The 13761-nt window shown below is 43.8% G+C and carries 10 protein-coding genes and 2 pseudogenes; 5 read left to right on the forward strand and 7 right to left on the reverse strand.

Going from position 1 to position 13761, the window contains the following annotated elements:
- Window positions 1–276 precede the first annotated feature (276 nt).
- Window positions 277–1338: an FAD-dependent oxidoreductase gene (locus ACJJJA_RS19120; protein ID WP_444903067.1), complete on the forward strand. Its 1062-nt coding sequence runs from the start codon at window positions 277–279 to the stop codon at window positions 1336–1338.
- 31 nt (window positions 1339–1369) lie between these two features.
- Here ACJJJA_RS19120 and cueO read toward each other — a convergent pair whose 3' ends face one another.
- Entirely contained in the window at window positions 1370–2941 is a 1572-nt protein-coding gene (gene cueO / locus ACJJJA_RS19125; protein ID WP_444903068.1) for a multicopper oxidase CueO, read from the reverse strand.
- Window positions 2942–3741: 800 nt separating this feature from the next.
- Between cueO and ACJJJA_RS19130 the strand changes: the two genes are divergently transcribed.
- Complete coding sequence (locus ACJJJA_RS19130) at window positions 3742–5097, forward strand: hypothetical protein (protein WP_444903069.1); 1356 nt, start codon at window positions 3742–3744, stop codon at window positions 5095–5097.
- A 133-nt stretch (window positions 5098–5230) separates the two neighbouring features.
- Window positions 5231–6079 (forward strand): annotated as a pseudogene (locus ACJJJA_RS19135) (transposase).
- A gap of 169 nt (window positions 6080–6248) precedes the next feature.
- Here ACJJJA_RS19135 and ACJJJA_RS19140 read toward each other — a convergent pair.
- Complete coding sequence (locus ACJJJA_RS19140; RefSeq protein ID WP_444887103.1) at window positions 6249–6632, reverse strand: lysozyme inhibitor LprI family protein; 384 nt, start codon at window positions 6630–6632, stop codon at window positions 6249–6251.
- A gap of 638 nt (window positions 6633–7270) precedes the next feature.
- On the opposite strand from ACJJJA_RS19140, the gene ACJJJA_RS19145 reads away from it, so the two are divergent.
- On the forward strand, window positions 7271–7396 hold the full coding sequence (locus ACJJJA_RS19145) for a hypothetical protein (protein WP_444887104.1): 126 nt from the start codon (window positions 7271–7273) through the stop codon (window positions 7394–7396).
- Window positions 7393–7716, forward strand: a pseudogene (locus ACJJJA_RS19150) (transposase); the annotation flags it as partial. The gene ACJJJA_RS19145 and the pseudogene ACJJJA_RS19150, both read left to right, overlap by 4 nt.
- Window positions 7717–7998: 282 nt before the next feature.
- On the opposite strand, the gene ACJJJA_RS19155 reads toward ACJJJA_RS19150, so the two are convergent.
- The 5 genes from ACJJJA_RS19155 to ACJJJA_RS19175 form a co-directional block, all read right to left on the reverse strand.
- On the reverse strand, window positions 7999–8505 hold the full coding sequence (locus tag ACJJJA_RS19155) for a tyrosine-type recombinase/integrase (protein ID WP_444903070.1): 507 nt from the start codon (window positions 8503–8505) through the stop codon (window positions 7999–8001).
- Window positions 8506–10511: 2006 nt separating this feature from the next.
- A complete protein-coding gene (locus ACJJJA_RS19160) occupies window positions 10512–10715 on the reverse strand; it encodes a hypothetical protein (protein ID WP_444903071.1) in 204 nt (67 codons plus the stop codon).
- Window positions 10716–11455: 740 nt separating this feature from the next.
- Window positions 11456–11863: a GFA family protein gene (locus ACJJJA_RS19165; protein WP_444903072.1), complete on the reverse strand. Its 408-nt coding sequence runs from the start codon at window positions 11861–11863 to the stop codon at window positions 11456–11458.
- A gap of 28 nt (window positions 11864–11891) precedes the next feature.
- Window positions 11892–13067, reverse strand: a complete 1176-nt coding sequence (locus tag ACJJJA_RS19170; protein ID WP_143730613.1) for a serine hydrolase domain-containing protein — start codon at window positions 13065–13067, stop codon at window positions 11892–11894.
- Window positions 13068–13146: 79 nt separating this feature from the next.
- Window positions 13147–13752, reverse strand: coding sequence for a tetratricopeptide repeat protein (locus ACJJJA_RS19175; protein ID WP_444903073.1), 606 nt, complete (start codon window positions 13750–13752; stop codon window positions 13147–13149).
- Between the last annotated feature and the right edge of the window lie 9 nt (window positions 13753–13761).

The following is a 13761-nucleotide window of genomic DNA, read 5'->3' on the forward strand; positions in this document are numbered from 1 at the left end:
AGGTTTATTAGAGAGCTAAATGAATCACTACATATTGTGATACCTATAAATGCACCTTCCAAAGAAATCAATACTGGCAGCCCAAGATCTTATTGAGGATGCCGCCAGTTCTGAAAACAAGAAAAGCAATCTACAAATAAAGCGATTAATGACCGGTACATTTAAAAAAGTCATGAAGGTATCGATTCACAGCCACCGATTTTGTAATTTACCAACCAGATACTTCCCTTGAGAGCTGTACTATCGTTGTTATAAGGAAAACAACAGCTTGCTATTATGAAGGTACTGATTGTCGGTGCGGGACCAACTGGTCTTACTCTTGCCGTGGAATTAGCACGCCGGAATATATTTGCCAGGATTATAGATAAACGTGATAGTGCCTCTACTCTGAGTAGGGCCGTTGGTATTACCTCTAAAAGTTTAGAGCTACTATCACACTCCGGTGTATCTAAAAGGCTGATTGAAGAGGGGGTGCCCATTCAAAAAGCTTGTATCTATCAAGATAACCACCTTGCTTTGACCTTGCCGCTGCATTCAAGTACCTCTTATTTTCCTACCATATTGGGGTTACCCCAAGACCGCACCGAAACAATCTTAGCGGAGTCTCTGGCCTCCATGGGTGTGGAAGTCGAGTATAAACTCGCACTCAATGAGCTTCATGAGGAAGCGCAATCCGTTATAGCTCAATTATCCAGTGGAGAGGAGAGTAGCTTCGATCTAATTATCGGCGCAGATGGTGTTCGCAGCGCAGTTCGACAAGGTGCCAATATCCCCTATCCCGGATTTGATTTAAACGAAGACTGGTCAATCGCCGATGTGGAACTGGATGATTGGCCTCATCCACAAATGTTCACCCTCACGCAGACCAGGCCGGGAATAGTGGCAGTGTCAGTCCCCATCGGTAAAAATCGCTATCGCTTTGTTGGTAACTGCGAGAAGGTTTTGGAAGTTTTTCCGCTGCCGCTAAGAATTCACAAGGTGAGGCGGGAAGGGGTCTTCAAGATATCTATCCGTCAGGCACAGAGCTACTCCAAGGGCAGAATACATCTAGCCGGTGATGCTGCACATTGTCACTCTCCAGTTGGCGGACGAGGTATGAATTTGGGTATCGCCGATGCAGCCGAGCTAGCCAAATGTATTGCAGAAGGCCAGCTGGATAATTACTCGCCGCTACGCCGTCGGGAAGATAAGAAGGTAATAGATATCACAGAGCGAGGAAGAAAAATTGTCACTTCACAATCATTTCTCACCAGGCTCGAATTTTCTGCCTTATTAGCCGCAGCCAATCATCTACCATTTGTTAAAAGAAGACTCAGTAGGTTTGTGGTTGAGTTTTAAAGAGAGCAATAATACCGCGCGGCCCTCTTTACTAAGCCACACTAAACTCTGTCATCATGCCAGAGTCCTCGTGCTCCAGAACATGGCAATGCACCATGTAGGGCATATCCGGCATCGCCTCCAAAGGAAAACGTACATAGATTTCTGCACTACCGGCATTGGATATAGGCACCGTATCCTTCCAGCCACACATATAGGCCGGTGGCGTAGCATCGTTAAATTTAACCAGGCGAAACTGGCAACCGTGAATATGGACCGGGTGCAGCATAGTGTCTTTGCCCTCAGAAATTCGCCAGTGCAAGTCTGTATTAATGGGGGCCTTGAACCCAGGTTCAGTGAAGGAAAATGAAACACCATTAACCGCATTAGCGGTCAATTGTGCTTTCAAAGGCAACGCCGGCGCCTCAGTGATGAGTTTGAGCACCCTGGCTACCACAGCAGGATCTGTTTTTCCCGAGGCTACCATTTTTTCCAGTCCGGTCGCATCAATAAGTTTGTCTGCGATCTGCCAGCGGTTCATCTGCATTACCAATTTCTGGCTGATCGGCGGCAGCTTAGCCGGTATTTCAGGCATTGATACCAGCCGCTCAGGCAAAAAACCCCGCCCCTCCTCATTAGTAGGCACCACACTGAGAAACACTACAGGCCCATCGAATGGGGGCAACCGCATCACCTGTTGGGGCACTGGTAGAGTTATAAAATCAAAGGGCTGGCCATTGCGGGCATCCACCATTACCTCGTAACGCTCCCCGGCAGCTATGGGTAATTCTTTAACCTCTACGGGTTCCGGTAAAAATCCACCGTCTGTGGCAATCACAAAGATGGGCCGCTGATCACTAGTGGAGAGTCGGTAGTTACGAGCGTTTGATCCGTCCAGAATCCTGAAGCGCACCCATCCTCTTGGGGGATTAACCACCGGGTTGACCACACCATTGGTAAGCAAGATATCCCCGCAATAGCCCGCTGCAACCGTAATCTCATTAAAGCGATGAAAGAAGCTGCCGTCTTTGTTAAAGCGCCTATCTTGGATAATCACAGGGATATCATCCACCCCCCAACGCTTCGGCAGAGGCAAGGCATCACTATTTTCATCATCAATGATAATCAGCCCTGCCAGCCCCTTAAGTACCAACTCGGCAGTGGTGGGATAGAGATGCGGATGAAACCAAAGTGTCGCCGCCGGCTGGATAATCGGTAACTTTGCAGTCCATGTATGACCCGGCTTGATGGGCATATAGGGACCACCATCAGCATGACCCGGCACAATCAGGCCATGCCAGTGTGCAGTTACATTCTGGGTCAATTGATTATGTACGTTAGCCGTTACCGTTTCACCCTTGCGCAAGCGCAAAGCCGGGCCTAAAAAGGGGCCATTAAAGCCATAGGTCGGCGTTGTTACTCCCTTGAGAAATACTTTCTCCGCTGGCTTGGCTACTAGATTGATTTCTCCGGCTGAGTCCGCCCTCAACTCCGGAGGAATTGGCAGCACAGGCCTTGTAGAGGAATCCCTGGTACCATTGGTTTGCGCCTTCATATTAGAACTAGCCAATAGAGATGCCGCCAAGGTACCAAGACAGAAATCTCGACGTGATAAACGAGACAAGAAGAATCCCTCCTCATAATCTTAACGTTAAAATCTGGTAATATTCTGGCGGCTTAAACCTCTCGCTAACTACACACCTCTAATAAGCCCCAAAGCAGCATAGACTGCGGTGGCATCAGCAATAATTGGTTACAAGAGTTGGGGTTAGGTGGCCTTACGTTTATCTATATTTATATACCAACAGCATTACTGTCATTTGAGATACAGGCCGAACTCTTATTTTTCCTCAGCACAACAATATCCATATCTAGACTCCAATGCATATTAAAACCGCTGGCTTTATCATTTAACCGAAAAAAGCTGGGGCGACACACTCAAAAGCATGGTCTATCAATAGCGTCTCAATATAATAAATCCGCCAGTGTACATATAGAAATAGACACTCAATAAATCTAAGAAAATATTCCTATACAGTTAACTCAAATAATCAATAAAGCGCCTAAAACTATAAAATAATCCGTAGAATAAATTGCCAAATTTTTTTCAGACCTTCACTCTAGGCATATGCAGAATCACAAAAAAAGCAACATACGCCAAACCCATACTTTTTTCTCATAGTTTCAACACTTATTTCCCATGGCGGATAATCTGACACCTATAGATACTTTTATGAGAAGATTTACTTAGAAGGCAGACCAATCGCAACTCTAGATGGAACACTCTCGTACAAGCGGGGCCCCCTCTAAATTCACGAAGGAGATCATTTCAACCTTATTTTCCACCTAAAGAATCCAAAAAATAATTAGATCTCAATATAGACCTGCCATTTATTTCAGACTCATGCAGTAAAGGAGTCACACATGAAGCCATATTGCAACTTATTCACAGGGATAATTACATTTATTAGCATTGCAGCCTTTGCCGCAGGGAATCATGAACCTCAAGATCACTTACAAACAGATTTCAACTCCAGTAGCGATCAAACAGAAAAAAATAACAATAATTTCAGGGCGAGCATTCAAAATGGCAATAAGAATATTGTGAACACCCATCAAAATGACGAAACACTTGGAAGCAGCATACAATCCATTCAAATAGGCGACTTAAATCAGGCAAATATTTCTCAGCCAGGAACCATAACCTCATCCATTATTAATCGCCAACTTGGCAGTAAAAATATTTTATCTGTCACCCAGACTAACAGCATCAACAGCAACATATTCATTAATCAACAGGGCAACCAAAACTATTCAAACACAAACCAAATTTCTGGAGACAAAAATAGAGTCATCAATACTCAGATAGGAGGTTCAAATTATTTCATTGCCAAACAAGAAGGGAGCATATCCAGTACTATAAAAGTACATCAAGAAGGCAATATTCAGCATACCGCTGTAGAGGAAAGCAAATCTAGCTTTTTCAATACTATCTCCATTACTCAACTGAACCAAAAAAATTCTACATTTATTAATTTAGTTACAACAAATAAAAGCAATGTCGATATATTTCAGCAGGGAGCCAAAAATCATGCAGGAATCTTACAAAGCTTATCTGCTAGGAATAGCTTACAAATTCGACAGATTGGGAACTCTAATGCGGTCTTAATCAGCCAGGCTAGCAGTTTTGACAACACTTCCAGTATATTTCAGAAAGGGGATAACAACCAGACTTCAATTACACAAAATGGTAGCAACAACACTATTGTCTTACGCCAGAGTGGAGACCACACATCTGATAACCCAAGCCAGAAATCCATTGAAAAAAGCAAAGACATACAACTAACCAATTCCAACAATCAAGTAATTGTCAATCAGCAAGGTACTGAGTTAAGCAGCATTAACTCCAATCAGTTTGGCTTAGCTAACCAACTCACCATTAACCAGAGCGGTCAAAACATTAACACTTCTAATGAACAACAAGGCAATAAAAATGTTACAGGCATTGATCAAGCTGGAGAGAACCTCACCATCCTTACTCGCCAGATTGGCAATGAAAATCAGTCAACCTTTCATCAAATGGGAAGTGACCTAAACATAATTGCCAAGCAGCTTGGCGATAGAAATAGCCTTTCAATTATTCAGAAAAGTAATTTTAGCGTTATTGAAAGTGTCCAGATTGGAAATGGGAACCGACAAAAAATAGTGCAAAGCAACTCTAGTAGCCGGGCCTCATTGCATCAAGTAGGGCAAGGTAATGCTAGTCGGGTATATCAATGATGGCCAGCTATTACTGATCACTTAAGCCTATATTTTGTATCAACTACTCCCTGTCTTGCTTAGTTTGTAGTGCTCTACTAAACCCGAACACCAATTTAGGAAGTAAAGTTGCCACCGTAGATAGAGGTGTTTAATAAGTAGACAACATCGATCCTTTTGCCCAGAATTTAAACTAGATACTGCCCACCTAGCAGTAGATCAAGGCTATTCAACCCCTAAATCAGCCCGGTCACTGGATGTTGACACAACGGCTATCCCACGAGCAACTAGAGACAGAGCGTGGTGGAGAGATACCTACAAGTAAAGCGCTTACCATTGAGCAATAAAATTAAGGAGCTTGAAGCCCGTATCAATCGTCTGGAAAGGGAGAAAGGAATACTAAAAAAGACTACCGCTCTCTTGATGTCCGACGAGATAAATCATACGCGTTTATAGACCGATTGAGTGAGCAGGAGTCCGTGGAACTGGTCTGTAAAGCTTTTGAAACACCTCGATCATGCTACCACGAATATAGGAAAAAGAAGAGCTCCGCTGATGTACCCAGAATGCACCTTCGCTTCAAGGTCATTGAACTCTTCGAGCGCTGCCGTAGCTCTGCAGGAAGCCGTACAATCATAGGTTTACTTTATGCGCAGGGAGTACCAATAGGGCGCTTTAAAGTCCGAAGACTCATGAGTGAAGCGGGTTTGGTGTATAAGTAACCTGATCATCATAAGTATAAGAGAGCAATCGTAGAGCACTTAAGTATACCAAATAAATTTGACCGCCAGTTTAATATAGATAAACCCAACCAAATGTATGGATACCGTCTCTTGATTACACATCCATCACAGGAGTAAGGCGAGACATCAGACATTACCTGATGACTTACTACAATTGGGAGCGTCCCCACCAACACAATGACGAAATACCGCCCGTGAAAGCAGAAGAGAAGTTAACCTACTGTCCGGAAATAATTGACCACTACCGAGGCGGCCCTTGAGAAATTTAAGTAAGCCTAGCTACTCAATGATGCATGATAAAGTGCTTTCTTACTGCTGCTCCGCGGGATATATCTGACAACTCGCTTTGGATTGGCTGTAGTGGCCAGTCCAATTTATGTGAAGCCTCACAATTCCTTTTGTGCAAGGGTCCACGAACTATTCGTAAAGCTAGTGTGAAATCAATTTGCGCAATTGCTTTATTCGACGATCAGTTTCGCCTGCTCTACATAATTGATAAAGCATTGGCCAGATTGATCCTCCAGCTGCTTCTTCATTTGTTTGTGTAAGACAACTAGAATCACGTTTATTAAGCCATAAACGCTGTTCAGTACGTAGCTTTTTTTGTTTCTGTAGGGTTAGAGAATTTATAGTTTTTTCATAGACTACATTTAACTGATTATTACTAGATAGGAATTGCTGATATGCACATTGATTAAGCTCAAGTTGAGTACGCTCCCTTCCACACTGCTCTTCCCACTTACTCCAGTTATACTCTATCGCAAACAAGGGGAGAGATATAACGATGGATATTAGTAGTAATATTGTCTTCATAGATACTCCTTAGAACAAAGCTTGATCTAGTACACTATAAGCGGACACACTCCAGTGTATTTTTTTGTGACTCGTACTGTACCAGGCTGATATAACCCAAGGTGTTTTCACCGTTTTTATTGTAGTAGCCTTCAATTTATTCAAACACTGCTTGACGGGCATTTTCTCTATTCAGTAGTGAATCATGGCAGATGGCTTCTATCTTCAGAGAGCGGAAAAAGCTCTCAACATAGGCATTATTCCAACAATCCCATTTCCGGCTCATGCTTTGGGGTATCTTGTGTTTAGCAAGAATTTTTCGGAATTTAGCAAGCGGTACAAAAACTTCATACTTTATAAAATACTTCGGTTCATGTACTCCTTTTGTCTATTCAAAAATTCTGAGCCCAGTAACGTTCTCTTATGCGCCAGTTCCAATCCTTCCAGCCCCACTCCACATACTCTGAAAATCGCATGGCTACTGGGCTTGAAGTTTTGTTGTCCTAAGGTAATATTTTGCCGGTGTGCTGGTTTTTTTAAGGTTATATGGGGCACTTTAAAGGGCTTATAAGGGTCTTTAAGTAACGATCACTACCAACAACCTAAAGAAAGAAAATTAAAAGCTTTGAAAGGGTATCCCTGGAAGGGAGGACTTTCCTATGAACGAAAAAGGTAATTCTAATGTACCATTAGGAGACATAGCCTTTGATGGCTGTAGTGGTCTACCAAATCCGGGCACCAATTTAGATGATAAAGTTGTCTTCGAAAATAGAGGTGTTAAATGAATAAACAGCGTCGATCCTTTTCTCCTGAATTTAAATTAGACGCTGCCCGCTTGGTAGTAGAGCAGGGCTATTCAATTGCTGAAGCAGCCCGATCGCTGGATGTTGGCACAACGACTATCCGCCATTGGGTGAAGCAACTAGAGGCAGAGTGGAGAGACGCCTGCAAGTAAAGCGCTTACCACTGAGCAGCAGAAAATTCAGGAGCTTGAAGCCCGTATCAATCGCCTGGAAAGGGAGAAAGAGATACTAAAAAAGGCTACCGCCCTCTTGATGTCCGACGAGATGAATCGTCCGCGCTGATAGACCGATTGAGTGAGCAGGAGCTCTATGAGTAAGGGTCGCCCTGAGCTCCATTGCTTAGAGTATCGCTTCCTCGTAGTCACGATCCTCAAAGGCCGCTTCAAAACACGCCCCAATAGCAAGTATTTGAAGCACCCTAAGAAGCGAGTCTATTTCATTCGCTGCATTATCCTTTTTGACTAGATTAACAAGCTCGCAAAATGAATTTGGGGCTAAAGTGCTTGCTTTCTCCTCATTAGCAATTAAACCCTCACTTTGAAGAGAGGAGGAAATCTAACTCCTGAGAAGGGCAAGGAAATCTTTTAAGTTTTCTCCCGGTGCCCAAGTATTTCCTTCAAATCCTCAATATCGCGGACAATGGCTATTACATCTTGGGGCTGAAGATCAGCTATAGGCCTTTGGCCAATTCGAGGGAAGGTATAATCTCGTAGCCTAGTCCATACACGGTTGGCATGGCCCTCTGTCCAGGTTCCTTTCTGGTGGTTCCACCACTCTTCAGCAACAGCAGCAAAACTCCGGTCAATACTGACTCTGGCTTGGTACTTCTCAACTCGTTTCTGTGCTGAAGGGTCACGATCCTCTGCTAACAGCTGTTTTGCTCCAGCTACTTTTTGCCTCGCCTGTTTGAGACATACAGAGGGGCAAACGCCCAAGGCCAACGTCTTTTGCTTTCCTTGGAATCGACATTTAAGCCGCCAATACTTGGAGCCAGTAGGTTTGATCAACAGGCGCAGTCCCTGTCCATCCGTAAGCCACTGATCCTTGTCGCTTGGTTTGGCCTGCTTGATTTGAGTATCTGCCAGAGCCATGGTGGTGCTACCAGTTTCTAAATTGAACTAGGTAGCACCAAATGTAGTACCAGATGACAACAAACGAGAGCGGAGGGCTGTGTAACCTCCAGATAGCAAAAAGCCCCGATTTACGGGGCTTTCTGGATGATTCCGAACTTCTTCGGATCTTGATGTGGTGCCAGGGCGGGACTTGAAAATCACTCTATAGGCTAGTAATTACGGGATACACATGGAGCTTCAACAGAAAAGTAGCACCATATGTAGCACCACTTTGAATTCCTACCCCCAACTAGAGTGGTTTAACAGCAGTACGTACCACTGAAAAGAGCCTCTATACACATCTTGCCGTACCACCTGAATTTGACCCTAGCCTTAGCCTGTTTTCATGTACCTCAAACCGCGAATCTGGCGGTTTGGCTAGCATTCGACAGGGGATCGGCTTGAGCATGAACGGCTTCTTGAGCGCATAAGATGGAGCCGCGAATCGCGACGTCACCTCAGCATTCAGGTCGCCTATGTTTCATCACCTCCAAAACCGCAGGACTGGCGGTTTTGAGAGTTAAACCAAAACCGGCAAATCACCGGTTTTCACTGCCAAATAAAAACCGACGCTTTGTCAGTTTGAAACGCCCAGAACAACTACCTAATTATCACTCCCCCTACCTGAATTAAGCCATTGTGAAATCTAAGCTAGGACGGCAGTGCCGGATACAAGGCTGCCGGATATCCAACCTACCCCCCGTGGGTTCAGCTGGTCAGAACACCAAATCCCGAACTAGGGGTTTACCCCTGACTGACCCTAAGGAAGGTATAACCCCCCTAGGAAAAATCAGATATCTGTTAACTGAGCAGGGTCCGAATTACCCGTGTGTTGGACCCTCAGGAGGACCCGTTGAACCCTAAGCTTGGCTTAGAGTTCAGCCATAGCCACCAAACCGATTAGTGGGCAGTTAATCTACACTCTGCCCTAGTAGGAGAAATATTAGATGCCGTAGCCCACCAAAGGCTCAGTCATAAACTGGAGCTACTTCGTTACGTCAGGTAGATATTCACAGTCTGAGCTAACACAAATGGGAGTGAATTAAACTCACACTCCTACCATCAGGGGTCGGCACAATCTGCCGATCCTGTACGAGAAGCAACCACAGTCAAATAGATTCCCCAATCCGTTACGAGTGGAGTCCCTAAAGTAATTCAGAAATGCTTTCTCTATATTCTGTTGAGGGCATCCCCCCAACATCTCACAAGTTGATGATACCCCCTACTCCGCAGTCCCAGTCTAGCCAAAGGGGTGAGGGGGGAGCAGCCAACTCCTACCTCTATCAAATAAAGGTGTTACAGGTGTACAGGTGTTACAGAATCGCTGTAAGCCGTATGGCTACTGGCTTTGCATTGACACACCTTTCTGTTACCCCCAATGTCTCACAGTCCAAAGGTGTTACAGCATACTTTTAAAGTGAAGCAATTTTGGCTAGGTACAACTAGTAATCTTGTGACCAAACATTTCAGAACCGATAGCGTCTTACAGCGAATCAATCAGTAAAAGACAAAATGCTTGAGCCAAGCCTGTCCTCACTATGGTCAAACCACTGAGGCAGGCAGATTTTGAGCAGGGCTAAATTAAGAAAGGAGAGTAAAAATCCACGCGAAGCGGGTTGATGATTCCAGTAGCTGCAAGAATTGCCAGCCCGAAAGCAATAATGAAAGCAATATGCAATGGATGATTAGTTATAAATATTGATGTCACACTTGCCACCAGAGTAGTAAGCAATACTGGACAGGATAGAAAGGTCCCCCGGATTAACGTTGATAATGACCTGTTCTGCACATGTTGACCAAAATACATACCTCTACTGCAATCTTGATTGCTCAACAAGGGGGTACCCCCTCATTTCAACTTAGCTCCTTTACTTTTCATCCGAGCCTTAATCTGAGCCGCAAAAATAGTGGCCTTAGTGCGAGCTTCTTCTGGGGATATCTCTCCCTTCTGAGGCACCTGTTGCTTTTCTAAATCGGACAGTTTCTTAGTCTTCTTTGTCGTCATCCTTGCATATCTCTTCGATGGTTTTTTGGGTGCCAGAGGCGAGGTGATCAGGCTCCTCAGTATCCTCGGAAATTTTCTTTAGTTCATGGCTGCGACGCTTGGCAAATTCTTCGATCTCCTTTTGCGTCCAGCCTTTCTTTTGTCTGGCCTCAGCCAGGCGTTTCACTTTATCTTTATCAGTCATCACAATATATCTCTTGTCAGGTAGTTGCCCTTGGCGATGTACTGATATCCGTATCTCTCGTAGAAGGCTCTCACCGAGGAGGAAAAGGCCATCCTCCCAGGGCTTATCTTTCCACTTAAACGCTCTCTACAGGAAAATGAATCATCCTAGCTCAATAGTAAGAGGAAGATGTATACAGGAAGGCTAATGGGAAACATCAAACAAGAAAATGAGCCAATTATCAAAATTGAATTACCAGCAGACACCGCCTAATTGTTAAGTTTTCTGGTGCCACAAATTTTCACAGATGGGTTCAACTACTGATAGAACCTCAACACACTCATTATCAGTATAAATACAATAATGAACAATAGAATCTTCTCGATAAATATTGCAGCTAAACATGTGAAATCGCTCAATTAAATCTGATGTTCTTGTTCGCTGAAATGTAACGCCTGGATTACCTATCGTACTTTCAGGCGATAATAAAAAGCTTTCATCTGATCGGTGGTAGTACATAGGTCCAGCCAGCGGAAACCTTATACGTAATGCTTGCTTATTAGAGAACCTGTCACAGTTAGCCTCTAAAAGTATTCGAAAACCCTCCGAGTCGTCATGGATCGCATTAAAAGAGAAGTTTCGATATTCAGGAAATGGGTTCCAGCTTAAATCCATAGTATTTCTGTAAACTTAACGCCCAGCGTTGGCTGCCGCTCTGCCGCTCTGCCGCTCTGCCGCTCTGCCGCTGATTGTTATGTGAGTTACCCTCGGTCCGCCGGATGGTTTACCCCATCGTATGTTGGGACAACACCGATTTTGAGAGGATTTACACCCTCCAGGCACGCCACATTGAAACCGTATTGAGTAGGATTAGAGCGTCTTTGGTGATGTGTGTAAATACCGCAATTACCGCAGAAATAGTGTTTCGCTGTATTAGTATTGAATTGATAGAGCTTTAAATGTTCCTGCCCTTCTAAGACATTAATGCCATCTAGCGATACTGATGCGGCGATTGCACCTCTCCTGCGGCACAAAGAGCAATCACAACGCCGAAGATCAATAAGACCATCAGGTAGATCCAGTTCAATTTTTACAAAGCCGCAGTGACATGAGGCTAAGTGTTTTGGCTGAATTTTTACTCCATCAATCTCTTTCAGATTTACGCCCATAGCTCTTTCCTTGTGCTCACATAAAGCCTCAATAACCGGTGCTCTTTATAGCGTCCAAGCTCATAGATTCTTTATGTGCAATCTCTAACGGTTTTGCTAAACGCTTGACTATTTCCCAAGCAGAATACTCGGAAACTTTAAAGTTTCCGTCATTAGAAGTTATGGCTATCGCGGCATTGATATCTGGTAAAATTACAAGCAATGCATACCACATAGTATTTGAGCCGTTGTGCCAATGAACATTACCAACACCTAACTCTTCCGGTGGACCAATTACCCAGCCATAAGCATAGCTATTAAGGTTTGGATGATGTAGACGCTGAAACGATTCTCTTTTGAGGAATGAACTACGCCCTTGTATGCCTTGAAGATGTTCATCAGCATACAACGCCAAATCATTAAGCGATAAATGTATTGTACCAGCAGGTCCAATTATTGGCGTGTTATCATCTTTTCCACTCTTAGTAAAACCAAATAATTTTTTATGCCCCCATGGCTGACTCAATTTCCCCTCTATGTCTTTAGGGGCACCAAAGCCGCCACTCTCAATCCCTAGAGGTGAAAAAACCTCTTTTCTAATTAAATTTTCCCATGAAACTCCTGCCTTCTTTTCAGCTATTACACCTGCAATTGTATATCCGACATTTGAATATACAAAGGTGCCACCTGGCGTTACTTCAGGCCGCTGAGAGAGTATATATCGCACTGCTGATTCTCTTGCAGCCGTTCTTTCACTACCAGCGTTTGGATTTTTTAAGCTAACCAAAAGCGAGAAATTGGGTGTTGCTCCCGATGTATGTGCAAGCAGGTTGCCTAGAGTCACATCATTCCATTCTGTATGGATGTCCTTTTCATCAGGAAAAACATCTTTGATAGATGTATCCCACTTCAAATCACCTTTTTCAATCAGGCGAGCAATCATCGTAGCCGTAAAAGATTTAGTAATGGAACCAATATGCCATAGGTCCTGCTGTGAGACGAGAACACCATCGCCTTTTTTACGCTCGCCGCTAACCGAAAGTCCAATGATCTTGCTGTCCTGAATGACTACCGCACCAAGACCGACCAGATTTTCGGATTTTCTTATTTCGTCCACATGCCTTTTTAAAAATTTGTCGATCTGCGTAATTGGGTTTGCTTCCGAAGCAAGGCTATTAATTGAAGAAAGCACCAAAGGGACTATTAAAAATGATAAGGCTTTCATTGCGTTCTCTCAAATCACATAACGTCTGACTCTGGGGCTGCATGGAGCGCAGCGTAATGCAGTCCCTAGCAGCCACTTGTTACGTGCTGAATTTGCACAGATGTTTGATTGTTTTTTCATGTTCTTTACCCACCAAACCGACATCTTGATGAAAACGAAATCCAGATCTCTTAACTTTGGCCGCTTCAAGTGCCTTTTGTGCTTCTGAACCATCGTTATTGATTAGAGCTTTAGACGCATGCCACTTATAATGATCAAGTGGAAACGTAAGTCTATCAACATGCTCATGTAATACACTTAGTGCGTAAGCGTACTCATTTTCTATTTTTTGAGTTGCCACCAAATATGGATAATCAAGGTACACCCCTGTTTGATGGTTTGGAAACTCCCTTTCTCTTTCAAGTATCTCTTTAAAGGTGGCTATACATCCTTCGAGATCATTTAGTGCGATAAATGCATTGGCTTTTGCTAATAGTGCTCGAACATCTTCAAATTTGTCTTTTCTGGATTCGAAGTATTCATCAACCAAACGAATAGATATCTCTGGATGCTTGTCAGCCAAAGTAAGAGCTTGGATTACCAAGTACTGATCTCGTTGCGTTCTTGCTCGTTTTAACTTCGAGTAGAAGTGCTCTTCGATAGATTCGTTCCAATCTTTATTTCTATACCAATCGTCAAATGACACGATATTCCC

The sequence above is a fragment of the Microbulbifer mixtoriginis (SeqCode) genome (assembly GCF_052466865.1).

Coding starts and splice junctions, on each gene's coding strand:
- ACJJJA_RS19120 (WP_444903067.1), top strand. CDS start 277: ATGAAGGTACTGATTGTCGGTGCGGGACCAACTGGTCTTACTCTTGCC.
- ACJJJA_RS19130 (WP_444903069.1), top strand. CDS start 3,742: ATGAAGCCATATTGCAACTTATTCACAGGGATAATTACATTTATTAGC.
- ACJJJA_RS19140 (WP_444887103.1), bottom strand. CDS start 6,632: ATGAAGACAATATTACTACTAATATCCATCGTTATATCTCTCCCCTTG.
- ACJJJA_RS19145 (WP_444887104.1), top strand. CDS start 7,271: ATGAACGAAAAAGGTAATTCTAATGTACCATTAGGAGACATAGCCTTT.
- ACJJJA_RS19155 (WP_444903070.1), bottom strand. CDS start 8,505: ATGGCTCTGGCAGATACTCAAATCAAGCAGGCCAAACCAAGCGACAAG.
- ACJJJA_RS19160 (WP_444903071.1), bottom strand. CDS start 10,715: ATGACTGATAAAGATAAAGTGAAACGCCTGGCTGAGGCCAGACAAAAG.
- ACJJJA_RS19165 (WP_444903072.1), bottom strand. CDS start 11,863: ATGGGCGTAAATCTGAAAGAGATTGATGGAGTAAAAATTCAGCCAAAA.
- ACJJJA_RS19170 (WP_143730613.1), bottom strand. CDS start 13,067: ATGAAAGCCTTATCATTTTTAATAGTCCCTTTGGTGCTTTCTTCAATT.